Origin of the sequence: Nesterenkonia haasae, from assembly GCF_010119385.1 — a bacterium.
GTDB classification, from domain to species: Bacteria; Actinomycetota; Actinomycetes; order Actinomycetales; family Micrococcaceae; genus Nesterenkonia; species Nesterenkonia haasae.
In genome coordinates this window covers 209,980-232,359 of sequence record NZ_VFIE01000017.1, presented here as the reverse complement: position 1 = coordinate 232,359, position 22,380 = coordinate 209,980, and the positions used below count along the sequence as shown (strand labels likewise).

Genomic DNA, 22,380 nt, shown 5'->3' with positions numbered 1-22,380 from the left:
TTCCTTGATTTCATCAAGTGTAGCCGCGGCTGGCGTAGCGGGAACACAATTCACACTTGGGCGCTCTTCAACAGCTCACGTGCTCGTTGAGCGATCTCGACGCGCAGATCCACCGGCCGTAAGACTTCGATGTCACCTCCCGCTTCGAGACATGTGCGCACTACGGCCTCCCGCGTAAGGAATGACGTAGAAATGGTGCGCGCTCCAGTCCCCTTCTCGGTGTGCTGCTTCACAGGGTGGAAAAGGGCGGCCTGGCTGGAGGCGCTGGGAGAGAAACGAAGCACAACCGGTACCGAGTCCTCGGACACCGGAATCTGCGGCCCGTTGATGGTGAGGAGCAAGGTTGCGCTCTCCTCCCGCTGCGGCTCATGAGGCAGATCAGTAATCTGCATGATTCGATCGAGTCGAAAGAACCGCTCCCCTTCAGCGGAGCGACACCAGGCACGCGCGTAGATGTGGGGACCGTCGTAGATAATCTGGACAGGCTCAATCACGCGCTCACTGTGTCTCCCCGAGATATCCGTGTAGGCGATGCTGAGCGCGTGATGATCGGAGATGGCTCGCTGCACGCTCCGCAGCACGGGTCGGTGGTCAGCCCTCCTCCCTAGCGACATGGAATCGGCTGCCTGCGCTATCGCGAGCGGCACGATCGTCTTGATCTTCTCCTGGAGCTGTTCCGCTGCCTCCGCGATGTGCTGATCCTCCTGCGGGCTGATCTCGATGAGAACCTTCAGTGCGATCATCAGGCTCAACGCGCCGGGTTTAGTCAGCGAGACCGGCTTGTCTATGACGCTCCCACCGGAGCGCAGGACAATGGGCTCATCTGCCACGAGGTACTCGGTGGTGAATTCTTCATCGTTCAGCGGAGGAAACGGCTGAAGGTCGAGAGTGTCAGGGAATTCGTCCGTCGTCACCAGACTGATACTGAGCAGATCTCGAAGCAGCTGCTCACCGGTGATGTCGTACTTCGCCAAAAGCTCACTGGGCTGGACGCCGTCCCGGGCCAGCAGCAGCGCGACCATATTGACGACCCGTTCGGTTTTTGTGGCCGCGTCCTCCCTGCGTTGACCCGCTGTCCGGGGAGTGAGCTTCGGCAACGTCTTCGGTCCCCCACCCTGATGTGCCCGCAGAGTACCGGCCGCCAGGTCACCATCTGCGAAGCCCTCACCGCTGCGGTCCAGTTCGGCTGCGACGTCCACTGGGTGGTAGCGCTGATGCTGTGCTACCTGCAGAACCGCCTCAGCCTCGCGCTCACTGAGGGCGCCCGGAGGCAGGGCTTCGATAGTTCCAGATACGCGGTCCAGACGGAAGATGCGCTGAGCGTCCCGTTCGAGATCATGAGCGAGGACATACCAATGTCCCCGAAGGCCCGTTCCCAAAGGAACTACCCGGCGGGTCTCTGCTCGGTGTCGGCCGCGGCCGGTGTAGCGGAAACTGACTGCTACATGCAGCCCGATCTTGGAAAGCTCCAGCAGCTGGGAGATTTCGGCCTCCGAACCGATGGAGGCTTGGAGCGCCCGTAGGGGCCCTGGTGAGCCGAGGTAATCATTGTCGGGGTCAATTGCCCACACGGCATGCTGGAGGCCGGAGATGCTGTTCTGGGCAAAGAGCAACTTCGCCCGGTAAAGCGCCAGACGCTCGGCAGCGCTGAGCCGAAGGTCGGGCAGGCCGTACTGGCTTCGATGAATCCGGTAGCGGTAGTCGTCATCAGAGGTCGGTTCACTGAGGTCGATCCCGCAGCTTCGGAGGCGCTCCTTGTCGTGACCGAATAATTTCTCCAGCGCAGCATCAGCACGTTTGCGCTCATCACCCACGAGTCGGTCACGCTCGTTTCGGCGGGCTCGGTATAGTTCGACTTTGTCGAATATCTGCTCACGAGTCAGACCACCGGGGCGGTTCAGCAGAGCATTTGCCAAGGACAGGGCCCGGACCACCCCATCTTCGGCTGCAGCGGTCTGGCGCGAATCCTCAGCAGTGTCATCCTCGTCCAGCTGCATAGCCGCTAAGGGATCAGCCAGCTTTGTTAACCTGCACGAGATCGACCACGAAGATCAGCGTCTCGTTGGGACCGATGGCGCCGCCGGCTCCAGCTTCCCCGTAGGCCAAATGCGGCGGAATCTCCAGACGACGCCGGCCACCTTCCTTCATGCCGATCAACCCTTGGTCCCAGCCCTGGATGACTTGCCCGATGCCGGCCGTGAAGTCCAGAGGGGCGCCTCGGTTCCAGGACGCGTCGAATTCTTCACCGGTGGACCAGGACACGCCGACATAGTGGCAAGCGATCTGGTCGCCAGGTACCACTTCAGGACCGGAACCGGGAATGAGCTCCTCTATGATCAATTCCTCGGGAGGGGTTTCCCCGGGGAAGTCCACCTCGGGCCGGGTACGGTCATAGCTGCGTTGTCCGAATGACATGTCACTCATCCTCATCGTCGGTGTCGTCTTCTTCAGCGTCATCTGCGGAATCGTCATCTTCCTCAGGCATCTGCTGAAACATGGTTTCCAGCTCTTCGATGGAAGTCACGCCGAACTGCATGGCCAAATTCTCCATTTCTTCAGGGCTCATGCCAGTTTCCTCGGCGAGCTCCTCGAGGCGTTCGCGTTCCTCATCGCTGAGCTCAAGTGTCGGCATATCACCCTGCTCAGGCTGTTGCTGCTGTTGCTGCGATGCCTGGAGTTCCTCCATCGTCTCGTTGTCGATGGTTCGGGCAATGTCCACCACAAAGATCAGCGCACCGCCGGGCTGTCCGCCCTCAGTGGTGCCGTCCTCGTTGGTGGAGGCGCCGTAGGCCAGATCTTCTGGGATGACCAGCAGGATTCGATCTCCTACATTGTGGCCGGGAATGCCCTCGAGCCAGCCTTCGATCACTCCGCCGGTCAGGGAGAAGCCGAAGGGCTCACCCGCTGAGCCGGGCTCAGCAGACGCGTCCTCTTGGTCTTCCGCATCGTCCTCTTCTTCCTCACTAGAGTCGTCCTCGTCCTCAATTTCGGATTCAGTGACCCAGGAGCTGTCGAACTCTTCACCGTCCTCCCAGCGCCAACCGCGGTACTGCACAAAGACGTAGTCATCGTCAGCGACTTCCTCACCCTCACCTGCGACCAGCACCTCACTGCTGAGATCGTCGGGGGCGTCTGCCTCTTGGTCATAGTCGCCGAGCTCCGGCACTGAGCCGATCTCCGACTCAATCTCCGGTAGATCGCCCGATTGGTCCTGCTCTTCACCGTCGGCGTAAGCAGGTGTTTGGCCACGGACTTCGAAGAGGTAGAGAGTCGGTTCAGCGATGCCCTGCTCCTCGTCTGGGACGAGGTAGAAGGCCACGTCTGAACCTACGGTAACCCCATCTTCGCTGAGCCCCTGAGCGAAGAACTGTTCCACCTCAAACTGTGAGGCGGCCAGGGCCGACAGCGCCATGAAGGGATCGACCGGGTCGTCGTGAGAGCTCTGCTGGATTGCACCAGTGGAAGGGTCGACGATACTCAGCTGATAGTCCATCAGCGAGTCGCTGCTGATTTGCTCTCCGTCTCCCTCGTTGACGATGAATGAGGAATTCTCATCGGCTTCGATATCATCGTAGATCACCACATCGGGCGCCTCACCCTCGTCATTGCGGTTGACCTCGATATCGGACAAGGCCTCGGAGTCTCCGAGACCAGGGTCATCGGAGCACGCCGTCAGCAGCAGAGCTGCCGCGGCGGACAGAGCGAGTGGGGCGTGAGCTTTACGGTGGATGCGCATCGGGGGAACTCTACTATCTCTTGATGATTTTCGTCAGATCAACGGGGGCTCTGGAGCCTCAGTGCCGGTGACCAGTGAATATTTGTCTGTCAGGGCCACTGTGACCGCGTCCTGGCTGCGTTCGTCGAAGCTGCGCTCCTGCAATGCACTCCGCCGGTCGCCCAGTTTGTTAAGCAGCGAGTCCACACGATCATCATGCGGGGCGAAGGGGTCCTTGACCATGATGGCTTCGAGGGGGCGTCCGGTGAGTTTGTGATGAACCCAGTCCACGGTGCATTCAGCAGAATAGGCGCGGGCCGTGGAGAGGAACTCTCCGCGGACAGCGGCACGAGTCGGCGGCGGCGTCGTCATCGCTCGGGTGATCTGTTGCTCTGTGAGGATGTTTGTCGTCCGTCCGCGGCGTGCCAAAAGATGGAAAAGACCACGGTGGGGGTTCACATCGTGGTATGCCATGTCGATCTGCTTCAGCCGGGGATGGCCGAGACCCAGGCCTTTCTGGGTGGCCACATCCTGGACCAGTCGCATTTTGATGGCCCAGTCGATGTCTTGGTCAATCAGGCCATAGTCTCCGGTTTCGACTGCCTCAAGGGCGCGTTCCCAGAGCTCCAGAACGTCACCGACTCGTTCGTGGTGGGCACCCCGTTCGGTGACGAATCGGCTGACTCGTTGGAGGATGCCCCGCTGGATCTCTACAGCTGTGAAATCATCACCTCCGCGGGTGCGCACCGTGGCACGTCCGGTGATGTCATGACTGATCTGGCGAATGGCCGCAATAGGATTCTCCAGCTCAAAGTCGTCGATAGGAACTCCAGCTTCGATCATGCGCAGAACCAAATCGGTGGAGCCGTAGCGAAGTAGCGACGTCGTTGTGGACATGTTGGAATCGCCCACGATCACGTGCAGCCTGCGGTGCGTGGCCGCATCCGCGTGCGGCTCGTCGCGGGTGTTAATGATCGGCCGAGACCGCGTCGTCGCACTGGAGATGCCCTCCCACATGTGGTCAGCCCGTTGGGAGAAGGCGAAATGTGCTTCACGATTCTCATCAGCCGGGACCACCCGGCCTGCCCCGGCGATGACCTGCCGGGTCACCAGAAAGGGCAGCAGGATTCCGGAGAGTCTGCGGAAGTGGGTAGTGCGCGGGATGAGGTAATTCTCATGGCTGCCGTAAGAGTTACCTGCAGAATCCACATTGTTCTTGAGCACGTAGACCTGACCGGTGAATCCGTCACGCTGAATGCGTTCCTCGGCCGCCAAAGCCAGGTCGTGCATCACTCTCTCCCCAGCGCGATCAGAGGCGATGAGGTCCATTAGGTCGTCACATTCAGCAGTGGCGTATTCCGGGTGCGAACCCACATCGAGGTAGAGCCGAGATCCGTTAGGGATGAAAATATTGGAGCTGCGGCCAAACTCCACCACGGGGCGGAAGAGATACCTCGCCAGCTCGTCCGGTGGTAGGCCTCGCCCGGTCTCGGGACGGTGAGTGAGTCCGAACTCCGTTTCGACGCCGTAGACGCGGCGATCCACTCCTTACTGGCCGCCCTTCTGCACGAATCCTTTGACGAATTCCTCAGCATTCGATTCAAGCACAGTGTCGATCTCGTCGAGCAGGCTGTCGAGTTCAGCTGCACGGTCGGCGGCTTGGGCGTTTCCTTGGAGCTGTGCAGCGTCGGCGGAATCAGGCTGATCTCCTCCACCATGACGGTGCGGCTGCTTTTGTGGCTGTGCTGACATGGAACTATCTTACCGCTGCCCCAGCAGGTCTTGGAGACGGCTGGCCAGGTGGGCAGGGCTCTCAGCCTGGTCCAACACATGCTCAGCCTGGTCCCGATTGCCGTTGAAGGGGTCGGTGAGTTTGAGCCGCACGACAGGCGAGACTTCATCTGGCCGCAGCAGCACGTGGTCCCAGGAAGCTCCGGCGACAGACTTGGGGTGCCTGGTGATGAGTTGGCCCCGCAACCAAGCGCGAGTTTCCTCCGGCGGGTGCGATGCCGCCCAGTCGATCTGTTCTTCGGTGAACAACCGCCGCATGCGCCCGGCGCGTGCCAGCCGATAATAGAGGCCTTTCTCCGGGCGGAGATCGTGGTACTGCAGATCGATCATGCCCAACTGCGGTGAGTTCCATTCGAGCCTGTCGCGGCGTCTATAAGAATCCAACAGCTCCTTCTTAGCCACCCAGTCAACTCGATCAGCAGCTCTGCTGACATCACTGTCGAGATCCATCAGGAGATCACCCCATGCCTCGATGATCTCCGCGGTCTCTGTGTCGGGGGCCGCATGTGGGAGTTTGGGCGCGCTGACTTCCCGGGCGTGGGCCACCACCGCCTGCAGATACTGATGCTGAATCTGCAGAGCGGTCATCTGCCCGCGGTTCGTCGCGACAGTGCATTTCAGAGTCGGGTCGTGGGAGATGTCTTTGAGCGCCTGAACCGGGTCGTTGAGCTTGATGGCTGGAGCTTTCCCTGACTCAATGAGATCCAGCACCAAAGCAGTGGTGCCGACCCGCAGCCACGCGGAATACTCGCTCATGTTGGCGTCTCCGATAATGACGTGCAACCGGCGCCAGGTGTCAAAGTCGGCATGCGGTTCGTCGCGGGTGTTGATGATCGGACGCCGGACAGTGGTCTCCAATCCCACCTGTTCTTCGAAAAAATCAGCCCGCTGGGAAATCTGGAATCCAGGAGTCTGGGAACGTTGTCCCAAACCGACTCGTCCGGCCCCGCAGATGATTTGACGCGTCGTGAAGAAGGGGAGCAGACCGGTGACCAAGGAATCAAAGGGTAGGGCGCGGGGCACCAGGTAGTTCTCATGGGCCCCATAAGAGACAGATTTGTTATCCGTGTTGTTCTTATACAGCAGCACTTCTGGCGTGCCCGGCTCCCGAGAGAGTCGCTGAGCGGCGGTTCGGGCGACGACGTCACCGGCAACGTCATACAGCACTGCCCGCTTAGCACCCACTGTTTCTGGGGACGAGTACTCGGGATGTGCGTGATCTACGTAGAATCTGGCACCGTTTCCCAGCACGAGGTTCATCAACAGTTGGGGCTGACCCGCTTTCTGGCGGTAGAAGTCGCCACGCCAGTGCGCTGACCCAGGAGGGTGGTAGTCCCTCTCGGCGGTGTCGGCTGGGCTGGGATCTCCACCAGAGACATTGCCCAAGGCGTCTCGGACGGCTCCGGCTCCAGCCTCCTGTTCAGTGGCATAGCTCAGAGCCTCTGATGTGTCCGTCAACTGGGATGGGTGTGCCGCTGACCGGGGCAGGACCCAACCCCTCGCGTCGACCAATGGAGATTCCGACTGGTAGTCCCACTCTGTTCCTGCGACTGCTCCGCCGGTTTCCGTGATGTGAGCGGCATAGGCGTTGACCAGCTCAATCGAGAGGCTGACGTGGCTCGCTCGCGAGTTGGAGGGGGCGTGGATTCCGTACTCGGTCTCCATACCGATCAACCGTCGGGCGCTCATGCGCTTGGCCCATTTCCCGCCGGTACTGAAGACCCCGACTTCTGGCCGGTCAGCCCGAGTCCGGCGACCATGTCGCGCTGTTCGGCCAACTCTTGCTTGATGGCCTCGTCGAGGTGTTCCTGAGTGATGCCCTTAAAGTGGTCGTCCTCGGCGCGGGCCAGATATTCTTTGATGGCCAACTTCTTGGTCCGATCGACAATATTGCTCAGGACAGCACCTGACATGAAACCCGAGTGTGCCGGGTAGAGCTGCGACACGGTGGCTTCAATGAGCGCTTCGCGCAGGGACTCCCGTCCCCCGTACTGCTCAATGAGGTCGGGGCGCAGGGGGATGGAGTCTCCCAGGTGGATGCGGAGGATTTCTCGAGCCCCTTGGGCACTCGGGCGTTGAACGCGAATCTTCACGTCAAGCCGCCCTGGCCTCAGAATCGCGGGATCAATCATGTCTTCTCTGTTGGACGCACCGATGACGATGACGTTATCCAGCGACTCAACGCCGTCGATCTCAGCTAACAGTTGCGGCACTATGGTGGTTTCGACATCGGAGGAGACGCCGGTGCCGCGGGTACGGAACAGCGCTTCCATCTCGTCGAAGAAGACCACAACTGGGCATCCAGCCGAGGCACGCTCCCGAGCCCGGGAGAAAATTACCCGGATATGCCGTTCCGTTTCGCCGACGTATTTATTGAGCAGCTCTGGGCCTTTGATGTTGAGGAAGTATGCCCCAGACGCCTCTCCGTCCGCGAGAGACGTCGCTACAGCCTTGGCGATCATGGTCTTCCCACACCCCGGCGGTCCATAGAGCAGGATGCCCTTCGGTGCACGCAGGCCATGCTCGCGGAAGAGGTCGGCGTGCAAGAACGGCAGTTCCACAGCATCTCGGATCTGCTCGATCTGCTCGGCGAGTCCCCCAATGTCTCCGTATCCGATATCGGGGGTCTCTTCCAGCACCACGTCCTCAACCTCAGAGAGCGGAACGACCTCCGTGGCAGTGCCAGTGCGCAGGTCAACAACCACAGTGTCGCCCACACGCGGTGGCTTGTCCCCCTCCTCGGTGTGAATGACTGCCGCAGGCGAGAGTTTGACGACGCGCTCCTCTTCGCCCCGGGCCAAGATCACGAGTCTGCCGTCAGACAGAACCTCTTTGACCCGCGCAATTTCACCGGTTCCCTCCGGTTCGAGGACTGCAATGATGGTGTAGTTCTCGTTGAGCAACACCTGATTACCGGCAGTGATTTCCTCGGGCCGAATCAGCGGAGATACTGAGACTCGCAGTTTGCGTCCTGAATGGAGCACGTCGCAACCGGGTGCTGTGGCGGCCTCGATCTCCCGCCCTTCTGTCCGCTCGCGCTGTTCGCGGTAGCCGATGACCGTGGCGAAGGTGAAGGGGGGTTGGCCATCGGCCTCCAGCGCCTGCTTAAGCTGTTCGATCTGGCCACGAGTGGCTTCCAGGAGACCGGTGATCCGCTCGTTGTTCCGTCCAGCTGTCTGCAGCTGCTGTTCAAGGCTCCGTTGACGTTGGCGGAGGTTGTCGATCTGTCGGTGGGCCTGTTCAAGCCTGCCCCGCAACTCGTCAGTCTGGGTGTGAGGCTCACTCGTCATTGACAACCTCCTTGGCTGCTTCGGCGTGTTTGAGGGAATTGGCTGCTGCTTTGCGAGCCTTCTTCCTGGATACCACGCGAGTCTTGAGAGTCTCTTGATCCCATATCTCATCGTCATTGGTTCCAGCCCAGGCTTGAGTGTCCTCGCTGGCGGGTTCGGAGACCTTCTCACGTTTCTTCAACTCCAGCGGTAGCTGGTTATCGGCGAGACGCCTGGCCGACAGCAGGAACCCTGTATGGGCCACCATCCGGTGGTCTGGACGAACAGCGAGGCCATCCATGTGCCAGGTGCGGAGCATAGTTTCGTGGGCCTCCGGCTCCGTGAATCCCCCTGACTGCCTGATTTCTTCAGCCAATCGCGACAGTTGTGTCACCGTTGCTACGTAGCTCACCCAGACTCCGCCGGGAGCCAGTACGGTCCGGACGGCATTCAGGCAGTTCCATGGGGTGAGCATGTCCAAGACCACGCGGTCAACACCGCCTGGTTCCTCGATCTCGATCGGTTTCTGTCCGGCGTCTCCGATGCGAATGGACCACCCGGGATGAGGTTCGCCGAAAAATGCTTCAACATTGCTGCGGGCAATATCAGCAAACTCTTCTCGGAGTTCGTAGGAGTTCAATGTCCCGGAGTCGCCGACGGCACGCAGCAGTGAAATGCTCAGTGCGCCTGACCCAACTCCCGCTTCCAGGACGTGAGCGCCGGGGAAGATATCTGCGACCTGGACAATTTGAGCGGAATCCTTGGGGTAGACCACCGTCGCTCCACGAGGCATTGAGAGCACATAGTCGTTCAGCAGCGGGCGTAAGACTTGATAGCGGAAGCCGGCACTGTTCTCCACCACGATGCCCTCAGGCTGCGCAATGAGCTTGTCATGGTGGAGGACTCCACGGTGGGTATGCCATTCGCCACCTTCACTGAGGGTGATGGTCGACTTCCGTCCCTTGTAGTCAGTCAACTGCACTCGCTGCCCGGCTTTCAGCAAGCCGGTGCGCATCCCTTGTCCGATTGGTGCGGCCCGGGTCATGCGGTAGCCGGCGAAGGGTCGCGGAGAAGCAGTTCTTGGAGTGTCGACACTCCAGTGCCGGCAAGTGTGTCCATCAGGTGCCATTGTCCGGTACTGGGCAGCGGCGAGTAATGCGGGACGGCTAGTGTGACCAGCCCGGAGGCCGCGGCCGCAGCTGTTCCAGGAATTGAGTCCTCGATGGCGATGCACTGCTTACGCTGCAAGGGCGAGCCGGTCCGGTGCTCGTGGTCCACGGCCATAGTCTCAAAGGCCAGGTGATACGCCTCAGGGTCCGGTTTGCCGGCTGAGACCATGTCACCAGTGACCACGAATTCCAGCTGGCCCGCTGGTAAGGCGTCGGCGATGGCACGGGCCAGAGGCGTAAAGCTCATGGTGACCATCGCATTGCGGATACGTTCGCGATGCAGCTCATGGAGTAGGTCACGGGCACCGGGGCGCCAGGGTATGCGTTCTCCGCACCGATGGACGACTTCAGCTGTGAGGTGGTCGATAATCTGCCGTACACCCATCTGCACTCCGGCTTCTTGCAGCACAGAGGCCGAGTAGGTGAGCGCCTGCCCCACCAGCTGGTGGGCCTTCTCCTCATTCCACGAACCTCCGTGGTCTTTCACTAACTGATACTCGGATTCGATCCAATAGGGCTCTGTATCCACCAATGTGCCGTCCATATCCCAGAAAACGGCCTGCAATTCTGACATGCCCACCATCGTACGCTTCCACCAGCTGTGGCTTGCCAGTACTGTGAGAAATGTGAGTGAGGACAATCAAGCACCCGGTTCCGAGGATCCCGACACCCCCGTGGAGAGAGTAGATCGCTCGGAGCTGTTGGCTGCCCATCTGCGGAAAACGGCGGCGAACGGCGATGATAAGTCCAGCCGCCCCACAGTCATGGTGCTGGCTTTCGAAGGGTGGAACGACGCCGGCGGGGCAGCCTCGACCGCGGTCCGCACCGTAGCTCAGGCATTCGGCGCGGACCTGGTGGAGAAACTCACTGACGAGGAGTACTACGACTTCCAGTTTTCCCGGCCCAAGATTGCGCGCACTGCTGCGGGGCGCGAAATTGTCTGGCCCTCCACCACCATCCTGCATGCCTCGCCTGCCAATGGAGAGTTTGATCTTCTGTTCGTACATGGTGTGGAGCCCAGTTTCCGGTGGCGTGCCTATACCGCAGACCTGCTGACCAAGGCCGCGGAACACGATGTGGATGCCGTGGTGCTGGTCGGCGCGTTGCTGGCTGATGTGCCCCATACCCGGCCTATTCCGGCGTCGTTCTCCTCGGAGGATTCTGACATTCAGGACCTTCTCGATATTGATGAGCCCACCTATGAGGGCCCGGTGGGGATCGTAGGAGTCTTGGCCCACACGGCGTATCAGGCTGGTATCCCATCACTTTCCCTATGGGCTGCTGTACCGCACTATGTGGGACAGGCACCCTCACCCAAAGCTCAGTTGGCTCTTATGCGAAAGCTGGAGGAACTTCTGGGTGTGCCGCTGGACCCGCACCAGGCCGAGGAAATATCAGAGGACGCCGCAGCATGGGAGCGTGGCGTCGATGATCTGGCTGAGGAGGATGCCGAGATCGCTGACTATGTGAAACGGCTGGAGGAGGCTACGGACACTACGAACCTGCCGGAAGCTTCAGGTGACGCGATTGCCGAAGAGTTCGAACGGTACCTCAGGCGCCGGAAACCTCCCGAAAGTTAATCAGTGACCACCCCTAGGCGGCCGGTGTCCCTCCTGCTACGCAGCGAGATCAATGCCCAGTAGGGCCATTACGACGTCGCGGACATCGGATGCGCTCGTTTTGGGCGATATCTGCCCCGCCGCCCAAAGATCAAGGGTGTGGAGGGCAGCCGGCGAGTTAAGATCTCCCGACATGGCGCTCATGAGAGCGTATTGCAGATCCGTCGCTGAGACGGCGTCGTCATGCCGGTGAGGAGTGGCTCGCAGAGCCGACTTCCACGTGGTGAGGCGCTCTTCGGCGCCTCGCAGGGCGCCATCGGTATACGCCCAGTCCTCCCGCCAGTGGTTTGAGAGTATGAGCGTACGAATCGCTTGGGGGTCGGTCCCCTGCGCCCGCAGCTGAGACACCAATACCAAGTTTCCGCGTGACTTGGACATCTTCTCTCCGTCAAGCCCCACCATTCCGGTGTGCATGTATCCTTCCGCCAGCGGCCGGCCATCGGCGGCGGTGGCGTGGGCGGCAGAGAACTCGTGGTGCGGGAAGCGAAGATCCGAGCCGCCTCCCTGGATGGTGAATGGTGCTGGAAGGTGGCGCCGGGCGATCACCGAACACTCAATGTGCCACCCCGGGCGGCCCTCACCGAGTTCGCCTCCTGACCACTGGGGTTCACCTTCGCGGGCTGCACGCCAGAGCAGCGGGTCGAGCGGGTCCCGCTTTCCGGGACGGTCTGGGTCTCCCCCGCGATCGGGAAAAAGCGCTTCCATAGCGGGACGGTCGTAGCGCCCGATGCTTCCCAACCGCCACTCCGTCTGCTGCTCCGCAGCGGCGATATCGAAGTAGTAGTCCTCGCCGGCTGCGTCGACGGCTTCCACTGGATAGGCGATGCCTAAGTCCAGGAGTCGCTCAACATCCTCCACCACTGCGGGGATCATCTCCACAGCGCCCACGTAGTAGGTGGGGGGTATGACACCCAGTGCGGCCATGTCTTCTCGGAACAATTGCGTCTGTGACTCAGCGAGGTCGCGCCAGTCGACCCCCGTGGCGGTGGCGCGTTCGAGAAGCGGATCGTCAATGTCCGTGACGTTCTGGACGTACTGAATCTCAAGTCCGCAGGCCCGCCAGTAACGGACCAGGGTGTCGAAGTGCACATAGGTGTTGGCGTGACCGAGGTGCGTCGCGTCATATGGAGTGATCCCGCAGACATAGAGCGAGGCAACCCCTCTTCTGGATGAGGTGCTGACCGTTGTCGAGGCCGTCGTGTCATAGAGCTCAAGGGTTTCAGACACGGGCGGCAGGTCAGGCACAGCGGGGACGCTCCACGATCTCACGCAACGATCCTTTCACATGTGGGTGGTGGCACTCTGCGATCAACTCCTACCAGGCGTTGATAATTCCGAAGCTGAGACAGATGTAGACGAACACTCCCAGAACAATGCGATATACCACGAAGAGCGTGTAGGAATGAGTGGAGATGTACCGCAGGAACCAGCCGATAATGACGTAGGCAACGATGAAGCCTACTCCAGTAGCGACCAATGTGTGCATAAGAGTGTAGGGCCCGTCGGGTTCGTCAATTGACCCGAGAAGTTTGTAGAAGCCCGAACCGAACACTGCAGGGACCGCCAGCAGGAAGGAATATCTCGCGGCCGCTTCTCTGGTGTAACCCATGAGCAATCCGGCAGTAATGGTCCCTCCCGAGCGTGACACTCCGGGAATGAGAGCCAACGACTGGGCAAAACCAAAGAGAATTCCGTCTCGAACGCTCAGTTGACTGAGGTTCTTGGTCTGGGTGCCGAAGCAGTCAGCGATCGCAAGGAATACGGCAAAAACGATCAGCGTGGTGGCGATTAGCCACAGTGTGCGGAACGTTGTGTCAATGTACCGCTCTAGGACCAACCCGAACGTCACGATAGGTATTGTGCCGACAATGATCATCCACCCCATGCGGGCGTCAGGATCGCTGTGTTCCAAGTTGCCGGTCACAGCGGAGAGCCAGGCTCTGAGTATGCGGAGAATGTCACGCCAGAAATACACCAGCACAGCGGTTTCCGTACCGAGCTGGCTGATTGCGGTGAATGCCGCTCCTGGATCGGAGGCGCCAGGAAGAAACTCCCCCACGATACGCAGGTGAGCTGAGCTCGAAATGGGCAGGAACTCAGTGAGTCCCTGCGTCAGGCCCAAGATGATCGCTTCGATCCATAGCACGACCGAAGCTTAGTACCGCCGACAGCCACCCGTGGCCCGACGCGCGGCACGATCGGATGTGAGGCTAGTCCTCTTCGACATCCTCGTCGAGGTCGTCATCCTCATCGATGATGTCGTCCCCGTCGTCGGCGTCTTCGTCGTAGAGGTCCAACGGAGTCACTTCACCTGTCGATGCAAAGAGGGCATCCTCATAGGCCTCGAAGGCGTCGGAGATGTTGTAGAACGCCGCTTCCACGGAAGGATCGTCCTCGCCCCGGCGGTTGACTGCTGCTGAGAGGTGTTCCTCAAGTGCGTTAGTGAGCGCAGTGAGAGCGATGCGAGGATCCATGTTCATATGGCCACAGTATCAACGTCTCAGGGCGCAGCGGTAGACCTCTTGACGGGTGTTCTAGAGTAGTTCCAATGGTAGACCAGAGTCGTACCTCCGCGATGACCCGGTACCACGCTGAGGATGATGACGGCCGAGGCTGGGAGTACCTTGTGCTGACCTGCCAACCACGTGAGTCACTGGCTGAGGTCAGGCGCCGCGTGGTGGAGTACGCGGAGTATGGTCGCTGGGAGTTGCGTCGGTCCGCGCTCTACACCGGGGGCACAAGAAAATACTGGTTGCGCCGTCGAATGATCCGCGTCAGGCGGACCTTCTAAGGCGAAACAGTCCCGGGCACTACTGCTCGAGCAGAAAACGGTGGAGCACCCGCACGCCGAACTTCAGTGAGTCGACTGGTACACGTTCATCAACGCCGTGGAACATACCAGTGAAGTCCAGGTCCGCTGGCAATTGCAATGGGGCGAAGCCGTAGCCGGTGATGCCAAGCTTGGCCAGGTGCTTATTGTCGGTTCCTCCACCGAGCATGTAGGGAACAACTACCGCTTCAGGGTCCTCATTTTTCAGCGCTTGGACCATCTGCTCCACCAATGTTCCTGAGAATGGCACCTCCAGCGCCGGGCCTTCATTCATGAGTTCGAAGGAAATTTTGTCCCCGGCCAACTCACGCAAGGTTGCCGCAACTTTCTCATCCTGCTCGGGCAGGGTTCGAGCGTCCACCAACGCTTGGGCCTGGCCCGGGACGACGTTGTGCTTATACCCTGCCTCCAGCAGTGTGGGATTGGAGGTGTTGCGCAGCGTTGCGGCAATAAACTTGCCCGCAGATCCTGATGCTTCTATAAGTGCTGAAGGGTCTTCCGGGTCGAACGGGATACCTGTGACTTCGGAGAGCTGCTCGAACAGCGCCCGGGTGGTCTTGGTGTATTCGAGCGGCCATTCATGCGCACCGATGGCAGCGACAGCCTCAGCCAAGTGCACCACCGGGTTGTCTTTGTGGACGGCTGAGCCGTGGCCGGCTGTGCCGTGAGCCGTCATCTTGGTCCAGTGAATGCCCTTCTCCGCCGTCTGGATGAGGTAGGCGCGGGTACCAGCAATATCTGCTGAGAATCCTCCGACCTCACTGATCGCTTCGGTTGCTCCGTCAAAGAGTTCCGGATGCGTATCGGTCAACCACCGCGCACCGTAGGTCCCGTTGTCCTCTTCATCGGCGAAGAAAGCAAAAATGATGTCTCGTTTGGGTCGATGCCCATCCTGCGCCATCTGCAACATCGAAGCCAGGATCATGGCGTCCATGTCTTTCATGTCAACGGCACCACGGCCCCAGATGAGGCCATCAATGAGGTCCGCAGAGAACGGATCCACCTGCCAGTCCGCAGCTTGAGCGGGTACGACGTCCAGGTGACCGTGGACTACAAGGGCTCCAGCGGTGGCGTCTGTCCCCTTCATCCGTGCGACGACATTCGTTCGTCCCGGTGCCTTCTCGAAGAACTGTGGCTCAAGGCCGGCCTGGCGCATGACCTCAGCACAGTATTCGGCTGCCTCACGTTCGCCGTTCGACTTGCCCTCACCCCAATTGGAGGTGTCGAATCGGATCAGGTCACGGCAGAATTCAACGGCGTTATTCTCCATAACCTCACCTTATCTCTTCCGTGATGCTCGCGACCGTGTGGCACCAGGCTGATGCGTAGGGTAGGATCGAGTGTTGGCCGATCAACGGTCTATGATCTTTAGTTTCCCAGCTTCTGGCAAAAACCAGCGGCGCATGAAAAGGACCTGAGCATGAAACCTGATATTCACCCGACCTACCAGCCGGTGATCTTCAACGATCTTTCCTCCGGCGAAAAGGTACTGACCCGCACCACCGCTACCAGTCAGAAGACGATGGAGTGGGAGGACGGCAACACCTACCCCGTGATTGACGTGGAAATCTCAGCGGCCTCACACCCTTTCTACACTGGTAAGCAGCGCATCATGGACTCCGCCGGACGTGTGGATAAGTTCAACAAGCGCTTCGCTGGTTTCGGCGGGAAGAAGTAAGAGTTTCTGACTCGGCCTGCCGACGTGCTAAGCTCTCTTGGCTTCACATTGAGGCAGGCACCCTGCGCGGGTGGCGGAATAGGTAGACGCGCTAGCTTGAGGTGCTAGTCCTCTATTAATGAGGGTGGGGGTTCAAGTCCCCCTCCGCGCACTGGCCGGAACGATGACGGTACCCCCGTTCAAACGGCCAAAGTCAACGCAAGGCCCCTTTCCCAGTACGTCTGGGAAAGGGGCCTTGTTTCGTTAGACAGCGTCGAGCGTCGCCGGTGAATACCCGTCTGTCACCCCAAGAAAAGGTTGTGCAGCATGACCGCGAGAGCGACCAACCCCAACGTGATGATGACAGCCCGAAGCACCAGGGGTGAGAGTTTGCGACCAACCCACGCGCCAAGAAAACCTCCGAGAGTGGAACCCACGGCGATAATCGCCACTACACCCCACAGGATCACGCGGTCATCCGGGTCGCGAATCAAGTAGTCGACCACTACATAGCTCACCGCGGCGGTGAGGTTGACGAAAGCGACCAGGAGGTTCTTGACGCCATTGGCCTGCTGGATGGTCGCCGCCAGAAGGATGCCCATAATGCCCATAAGCAGAATGCCCTGCGCAGCGACGAAGTACCCACCGTAGATTCCGGCCAGAAACACCAGCAGAATCAGGGGCCAGCCGACGGAGTCAGCCGCCTTCCGTGCCACAATCTCAGAATCGTCTTCCGGCTGCGGGCTGCTCGGATCCGGATCTTCAGTTCGTTCCGCAGCCCGACGTCTGACCCACGCAGCCAGCCTCGGCTGTGCAATGACCATCGCGAGTGAAATCACGATGAGCACGGGGGCCACCGTACCGAAGACCTCCTCAGGCAAGGTGATCAGCAATGTGGCCCCAATGACGCCACCCAGGAACGATGCCGGTATCAGCCGCTTCAGCACGGACTTAACCTGAACGATCTCCCTCCGGTAACCCCAGGCACCGGTAAAGTTCCCTGCGATAAGACCCATGGCGTTGGAGACGGTAGCCGAGACCGGCGGTACTCCCATCGCCACCAGCACCGGGAAGGTCACCAGGGTCCCAGAGCCCACGACTGTATTGATCGAACCCGCCCAGATTGCGGCGACGAAGATCAGCAGCAGCAGACCTATGCCTAGGCCGTGCAATTCGAACTCGAGCAGCGCCTCCAACGCGTCAGCTCCTCATGAAGGCGCTGAAGCGGCCCTCGCGCTCGGTCAAATCGAGTGGCATGTCAAACGTCGTGCTGAGATTCTCCGAGGTGAGGGTTTCGGCCATTGGGCCGGCTGAGACTACTTTGCCGTCGCGGAGGAGCAATACGTGGGTGAAACCTGGTGGAATCTCCTCCAAGTGATGTGTCACCAGTACTGTCGCCGGTGCCGACTCATCTTGAACAAGCTCTGAAGTCCGGGCGACCAGCGCTTCCCGGCCAGCCAGATCCAATCCGGCTCCGGGTTCGTCCAGCAGGAGCAACTCGGGATCCGTCATCAGCGCGCGGGCAATTTGAACCCGCTTGCGTTCGCCCTCACTGAGTGTGGCGAACGGTCGATCGAAGACGGTACCCACTCCCCAGGTGTTGAGCAGCGCGAAGGCCCGGCGCTCGTCGAGCCGCTCGTACTCCTCTCGCCACCGGCCGGTGACCCCATACGCGGCGGTCACGACGACGTTGAGCGCCGTTTCGCGCCCCGGCAACGTATGAGCCACTGAGTTCGAGCACAGCCCGATGCGCGGGCGCAGTTCGAAAACGTCAACACTTCCCAAGGTCTCGTCGAGGATCTGGGTCTGGCCTGTGGTGGGGAAGAGCCTGGCGGAGGCGATCTGCAACAACGTCGTCTTACCTGCTCCGTTGGGCCCGAGGATCACCCAGCGCTGACCGTCGTCGATTCGGAAGTTCACGTTGTCGAGAAGCAGCTTGCGGCCACGCCGCACGGTGACACCCGAAAGATTCAGCACTGGATTCATGCGCCTAACCCTATCGAACCGGCCGAGCGGTTATAGGGTGAGACTCGCTATGACTGACCTGCCTCCCGGAACTGTTGCCATGATCGCTGCCGAAGAACTCGACGGTGCCCTTATCCGCTCCCTGACTGCCGAATTTGAACGTCGCGGCACGGTGCTCCACGTGGAGGCCGCTGAGTTCCACACTGCTTCGAGCCCCTTCCATGCCGTCCGATGGTGCCTGGACCTTGGTGATTCTGACGACTCTTCTGGTACCCAGCTGGTCAGGTCATTGCTCGACGACGCCGCAGAGCAGCTCAGCAGCTCCAACGTCACGAGTACTGTCCTGGACTCCGAGCACCGCCCCCGAGAAAAAATGATGCTGATCATGGATGTGGATTCCACGCTGATCGATCAGGAAGTCATCGATCTTTTGGCTGGGTTCGCCGGCGCAGCCGAGAAAGTGTCGAAAGTCACAGAACGGGCGATGCGCGGAGAATTGGATTTCACGCAGAGCCTGCACGCGCGGGTGGAGACCCTTGCCGGACTAGAGAGCACAGTCCTTTACGAGACGTTCCGGGCCCTGACCCCAACTGCCGGCGCACGTGAACTTATCAATATTTGGCAAGACCGCCGATGGCCGGTTTACGCGGTCTCAGGCGGTTTTCAGCAGATATTGCAACCCCTTGCGGCCGAACTCGGTCTCACCGACTTTGATGCCAACACCCTTGACATTGTTGACGGGCGTCTCACCGGGCGAACCATCGGACAGGTGGTCGACCCTGAAGCCAAAAAACAGCGCCTGCTGGAATGGAGCAAGCGCAGTGGCATAAATGTTCAGAATGTGGTCGCAGTGGGCGACGGCGCCAATGATGAGGATATGGTTAAGACAGCAGGAGTGGGGGTCGCATTCTGTGCGAAGCCGGCGCTGATTGACCACGCAGACCTGGTCATCAGCCACCGCAGTCTGGAATTGGTGGCCTACGCCCTGGGCGTATCAACGAGACACGACGAAATTCACTCCCACCGGTAGGGTGGAGTGAGATGCGGCACAAGGGCGTGCCTCCTTGTAAGCCCCTTTGTAGAAACACATCACCGCTTGGAGGACACTCACAGTGACCGAAATCTTCACCGACCTAGACAAAAAGGCCGTGGATACTCTGCGGGTGCTTGCCGCCGATGCAGTTGAGAAAGTGGGTTCTGGCCATCCCGGTACCGCAATGTCGCTGGCACCAGCGGCGTACTTGCTGTTCCAGAAAGTCATGCGCCATGACCCCTCGGATCCACAATGGATCGGGCGGGACCGTTTCATTCTCTCACCGGGTCACTCCAGCCTCACCCTCTACCTGCAGCTCTACTTTTCGGGTTACGGCCTGGAATTGGAAGACATCCAGGCACTGCGCACGTGGGGGTCGAAGACCCCGGGCCACCCTGAATACGGCCACACCGACGGAGTTGAGATCACCACAGGCCCACTGGGACAAGGGCTAGCCTCCTCCGTAGGCTTCGCGTATGGCCAGCGCCGACTTCGCGGGCTCCTTGACCCCGAGGCTGCCCCAGGGGCCTCTCCGTTCGATCACAATGTCTGGGTGATCGCCTCCGATGGTGATTTGCAGGAGGGCGTCACATCTGAGGCTTCGTCACTGGCCGGCCACCAGCAGCTCGGCAACCTCAACGTCATCTGGGACGACAACAAGATTTCCATCGAAGACGACACCGATATCGCCTTCACAGAAGACGTAATGGCCCGCTATGAGGCCTACGGGTGGCACGTCCAGCGAGTTGATTGGCTCAAGACCGGGAACTACTCCGAAGACATCGATGAGCTCAACCGGGCTCTCTCCGCCGCTCGGGATGAGACTTCAAAGCCCTCGCTGATCGCACTGCGAACAGTCATCGGCTGGCCCGCCCCCGGTAAGCAGAACACTGGCGGCATCCACGGCTCAAAGCTCGGAGAAGAAGAGCTGGCCGCCACCAAGGAATTCCTCGGATTCGACACCGAACAGCACTTCCATGTCGATGACGAAGTCATCGCTCATGCTCGTAAAGTCAGCGAACGTGGCACTCAGGCCCGCAACGAGTGGGAGAAGACCTACTCGAGCTGGAGGGAAGACAACAGCGACGCCGCGGCTCTCTTTGATCGCCTTATTGCCGGTAAGCTGCCACAAGGTTGGGAAGACAGCCTTCCTGAATTCCCTGCTGGTGACGCCGTCGCCACCCGTGCTGCTTCCGGCAAGGTGATCAACGCTGTTGCACCTGTGCTTCCTGAGCTCTGGGGCGGATCAGCAGACCTGGCGGGCTCGAACAACACCCTGATCGCCGGGGAAGACTCATTCGGTCCCAAGACGTGGTCCACCGGAAAGTTCTCTGCCCAGCCCTTCGGAAGGAATCTCCACTTCGGAGTCCGTGAACACGCGGCGGCAGCCATCACCAACGGCATCCAATTGTCGGTGCCGCTCAGGACCTACAACGGCACCTTCCTCATATTCTCCGACTACCAGCGCCCTGCGGTGCGCCTTGCAGCCCTGATGGGAGCCGGTTCCATCTTTGTGTGGACTCACGATTCCATCGGACTTGGCGAGGACGGCCCCACCCACCAGCCGGTGGAGCAGCTCGCCAGTCTGCGGGCCATTCCGGGCCTGGACGTCACTCGCCCGGCAGATGCCAATGAGGTCGCGCTCGTCTGGCGCGAAATCCTCAAACGAACTGACAGACCCGCTGGCATCGCCCTCACCCGTCAGGGCGTGCCGACATTCGCCCGCGGAACCGGGGAGGCAACCGCCGATGAGTTCGGATCGGTCGAAGGCGCAGCCAAAGGTGCCTATGTGCTGGCTGAAGCGGTCCGTGACGGCGTCGTCGTCGATCCGGACGTCATCCTCATCGGCACCGGCTCCGAGGTCGCACTGGCCGTCGATGCTCGTGAGAGCCTCGCAGCTAAGGGCATCGCTGCACGAGTCGTCTCAGCCCCTTGCCTTGAGTGGTTCGCTGAACAGGAGGCCTCCTACCGAGAGTCCGTCCTTCCAACCGCCGTTAGGGCCCGTGTCGCTGTCGAAGCGGCGCATCCCCTGAGTTGGTATCAATACGTCGGTGACGCCGGCCGGATTGTGGGCCTGGACCACTTTGGCGGCTCAGCTGACTATAAGGAGCTCTACGAACAGTTCGGCATTACCGCCGATGGAGTCGCAGCTGCGGCTGAGGACTCAATCAGCGCAGCCAAGAACTGAAACTTCACGACCTTCTGACCAAGGAGCACACAATGACAGCCGAAACTCACGCCACCACTGGCAATCCCCGCACCAAAGCGCTCTCCGACGTGGGAGTCTCCATCTGGTTGGACGATCTCTCCCGGGAGCGACTCAACTCCGGCTCACTGGCGAAGCTCATCGAGACTCATCACGTGGTCGGTGTGACCACTAACCCGACGATCTTTGAGTCCGCAGTCGGCTCCGGAGATGCCTACGAGGAACAACTTGCGGAACTGGCATCAAAGGGCGCGGACGCTGAGCAAGCCGTCTTCGAAATCACTACTTCAGACGTTCGGGAAGCATGCGATGTATTCGCCGAGACGTACTCCGCCTCGGGCGGCGTCGACGGACGAGTCTCCATTGAGGTAGATCCGCGCATGGCCCGTGACGCTGATTCCACCATCGCAGAAGCCAAACGTCTCTACGAGGCCGTTGGTCGAGAGAATGTGATGATCAAGATCCCCGCCACCGTTGAGGGAATCGAAGCTATCGCGGCAGTGATCTCTGAGGGCATCAGCGTCAACGTCACTCTGGTGTTTTCTCTGGAACGGTACCGAGCCGTCATTAATGCCTTTATGCTCGGCTTGGAGAAGGCGCACACCGACGGCCTAGACATTTCCAAGATCCATTCCGTCGCAAGTTTCTTTGTGTCCCGTGTTGACAGCGAAGTGGACAAGAGGCTGGAACTGGCAGCAGAAGAGGGCAAGCCCGGGACTGAGAAGTTGAAGTCCAAGGCCGCTATTGCCAACGCACGGCTGGCCCACCAGATCGCTTCTGAGTCCTTCAGCTCCGAACGGTGGAGACTCCTGGCAGAACGGGGAGGCCGGCCACAGCGTCTTCTGCTGGCGTCCACAGGGACCAAAGATCCGAATCTGTCAGACACGCTCTACGTCACCGAGCTTGCCGCCGCCGGAGTGGTCAACACCATGCCGGAGAAGACGCTCAACGCTCTAGCTGACCATGGTGAGGTGGACGGCGACACCATGACGGACACCTACGTGGAGTCCAATCGGGTGCTCGACGGCATCTCAGCGGCTGGAATCAGCTACCGTGCCGTCGTCGACGCCCTTGAGAATGAGGGCCTGGAAAAGTTCGACAAGTCCTGGGAAGGGCTCCTGAGCAC

General features: G+C 60.1%; 21 protein-coding genes and 1 tRNA gene. 7 read left to right on the top strand and 15 right to left on the bottom strand.

Annotated features, from left to right (window positions below; translation table 11 throughout):
- Positions 1–50: 50 nt before the first annotated feature.
- Genes FH975_RS01175 through FH975_RS01135 form a run of 9 tightly spaced genes read right to left on the bottom strand, consistent with a single transcriptional unit; the run spans position 51 to position 10,518 of the window.
- The gene (locus tag FH975_RS01175; RefSeq protein ID WP_162319680.1) at positions 51–1,997 is read right to left on the bottom strand and encodes a helix-turn-helix transcriptional regulator; all 1,947 of its coding nucleotides are present in this window, start codon (positions 1,995–1,997) and stop codon (positions 51–53) included.
- A 13-nt stretch (positions 1,998–2,010) separates the two neighbouring features.
- Positions 2,011–2,415, bottom strand: a complete 405-nt coding sequence (locus FH975_RS01170; protein WP_153077543.1) for an FKBP-type peptidyl-prolyl cis-trans isomerase — start codon at positions 2,413–2,415, stop codon at positions 2,011–2,013.
- A 1-nt stretch (position 2,416) separates the two neighbouring features.
- Positions 2,417–3,736, bottom strand: coding sequence for an FKBP-type peptidyl-prolyl cis-trans isomerase (locus tag FH975_RS01165; protein WP_162319679.1), 1,320 nt, complete (start codon positions 3,734–3,736; stop codon positions 2,417–2,419).
- 33 nt (positions 3,737–3,769) lie between these two features.
- Entirely contained in the window at positions 3,770–5,260 is a 1,491-nt protein-coding gene (gene pafA / locus FH975_RS01160) for a Pup--protein ligase (RefSeq protein ID WP_162319678.1), read from the bottom strand.
- Positions 5,261–5,263: 3 nt separating this feature from the next.
- Positions 5,264–5,467 (bottom strand): ubiquitin-like protein Pup, encoded by a 204-nt coding sequence (locus FH975_RS01155; protein ID WP_153077540.1) that lies wholly within the window; start codon positions 5,465–5,467, stop codon positions 5,264–5,266.
- 9 nt (positions 5,468–5,476) lie between these two features.
- Positions 5,477–7,195 (bottom strand): depupylase/deamidase Dop, encoded by a 1,719-nt coding sequence (gene dop, locus FH975_RS01150; RefSeq protein ID WP_162319677.1) that lies wholly within the window; start codon positions 7,193–7,195, stop codon positions 5,477–5,479.
- Positions 7,192–8,796, bottom strand: coding sequence for a proteasome ATPase (arc, locus tag FH975_RS01145; protein WP_153077538.1), 1,605 nt, complete (start codon positions 8,794–8,796; stop codon positions 7,192–7,194). Before arc ends, dop begins: the two co-directional genes overlap by 4 nt.
- Entirely contained in the window at positions 8,786–9,820 is a 1,035-nt protein-coding gene (locus FH975_RS01140) for a tRNA (adenine-N1)-methyltransferase (RefSeq protein WP_162319676.1), read from the bottom strand. The genes arc and FH975_RS01140 overlap by 11 nt, the downstream gene beginning before the upstream one ends.
- Complete coding sequence (locus tag FH975_RS01135; RefSeq protein WP_235928262.1) at positions 9,817–10,518, bottom strand: HAD family hydrolase; 702 nt, start codon at positions 10,516–10,518, stop codon at positions 9,817–9,819. Before FH975_RS01135 ends, FH975_RS01140 begins: the two co-directional genes overlap by 4 nt.
- Before the next feature lie 124 nt (positions 10,519–10,642).
- Here FH975_RS01135 and FH975_RS01130 point away from each other — a divergent pair, with 124 nt between their 5' ends.
- Positions 10,643–11,524: a PAC2 family protein gene (locus tag FH975_RS01130; RefSeq protein WP_407938609.1), complete on the top strand. Its 882-nt coding sequence runs from the start codon at positions 10,643–10,645 to the stop codon at positions 11,522–11,524.
- Positions 11,525–11,560: 36 nt separating this feature from the next.
- Here FH975_RS01130 and mshC read toward each other — a convergent pair whose 3' ends face one another.
- The 3 genes from mshC to FH975_RS01115 all read right to left on the bottom strand — a co-directional run bounded on the left by mshC (position 11,561) and on the right by FH975_RS01115 (position 14,043).
- Complete coding sequence (mshC, locus tag FH975_RS01125; protein ID WP_162319675.1) at positions 11,561–12,832, bottom strand: cysteine--1-D-myo-inosityl 2-amino-2-deoxy-alpha-D-glucopyranoside ligase; 1,272 nt, start codon at positions 12,830–12,832, stop codon at positions 11,561–11,563.
- Positions 12,833–12,878: 46 nt separating this feature from the next.
- The gene (locus FH975_RS01120) at positions 12,879–13,709 is read right to left on the bottom strand and encodes an undecaprenyl-diphosphate phosphatase (protein WP_162319674.1); all 831 of its coding nucleotides are present in this window, start codon (positions 13,707–13,709) and stop codon (positions 12,879–12,881) included.
- A 64-nt stretch (positions 13,710–13,773) separates the two neighbouring features.
- On the bottom strand, positions 13,774–14,043 hold the full coding sequence (locus tag FH975_RS01115) for a hypothetical protein (RefSeq protein ID WP_153077532.1): 270 nt from the start codon (positions 14,041–14,043) through the stop codon (positions 13,774–13,776).
- A gap of 68 nt (positions 14,044–14,111) precedes the next feature.
- On the opposite strand from FH975_RS01115, the gene FH975_RS01110 reads away from it, so the two are divergent.
- Entirely contained in the window at positions 14,112–14,354 is a 243-nt protein-coding gene (locus tag FH975_RS01110; RefSeq protein WP_153077531.1) for a DUF5703 family protein, read from the top strand.
- 19 nt (positions 14,355–14,373) lie between these two features.
- Here FH975_RS01110 and FH975_RS01105 read toward each other — a convergent pair whose 3' ends face one another.
- Entirely contained in the window at positions 14,374–15,663 is a 1,290-nt protein-coding gene (locus tag FH975_RS01105) for a M20/M25/M40 family metallo-hydrolase (protein ID WP_153077530.1), read from the bottom strand.
- Between the two features lie 150 nt (positions 15,664–15,813).
- Between FH975_RS01105 and FH975_RS01100 the strand changes: the two genes are divergently transcribed.
- Both FH975_RS01100 and FH975_RS01095 read left to right on the top strand, forming a co-directional pair.
- Positions 15,814–16,071, top strand: a complete 258-nt coding sequence (locus FH975_RS01100; protein WP_138252229.1) for a type B 50S ribosomal protein L31 — start codon at positions 15,814–15,816, stop codon at positions 16,069–16,071.
- 64 nt (positions 16,072–16,135) lie between these two features.
- Positions 16,136–16,222, top strand: a tRNA-Leu gene (locus FH975_RS01095).
- A gap of 130 nt (positions 16,223–16,352) precedes the next feature.
- Here the strand turns inward: FH975_RS01095 and FH975_RS01090 are convergent.
- Complete coding sequence (locus tag FH975_RS01090; RefSeq protein WP_235928260.1) at positions 16,353–17,246, bottom strand: sulfite exporter TauE/SafE family protein; 894 nt, start codon at positions 17,244–17,246, stop codon at positions 16,353–16,355.
- 4 nt (positions 17,247–17,250) lie between these two features.
- Positions 17,251–18,036, bottom strand: coding sequence for an ABC transporter ATP-binding protein (locus tag FH975_RS01085; protein ID WP_153077529.1), 786 nt, complete (start codon positions 18,034–18,036; stop codon positions 17,251–17,253).
- Positions 18,037–18,085: 49 nt separating this feature from the next.
- Here FH975_RS01085 and serB point away from each other — a divergent pair, with 49 nt between their 5' ends.
- The 3 genes from serB to tal all read left to right on the top strand — a co-directional run.
- Positions 18,086–19,045 (top strand): phosphoserine phosphatase SerB, encoded by a 960-nt coding sequence (gene serB / locus FH975_RS01080; protein WP_162319673.1) that lies wholly within the window; start codon positions 18,086–18,088, stop codon positions 19,043–19,045.
- Between the two features lie 82 nt (positions 19,046–19,127).
- On the top strand, positions 19,128–21,236 hold the full coding sequence (gene tkt / locus FH975_RS01075; RefSeq protein WP_328821720.1) for a transketolase: 2,109 nt from the start codon (positions 19,128–19,130) through the stop codon (positions 21,234–21,236).
- Positions 21,237–21,268: 32 nt separating this feature from the next.
- Positions 21,269–22,380 (top strand): transaldolase (gene tal, locus FH975_RS01070; RefSeq protein ID WP_162319672.1); only part of this gene is annotated, 1,112 nt, incomplete at its 3' end.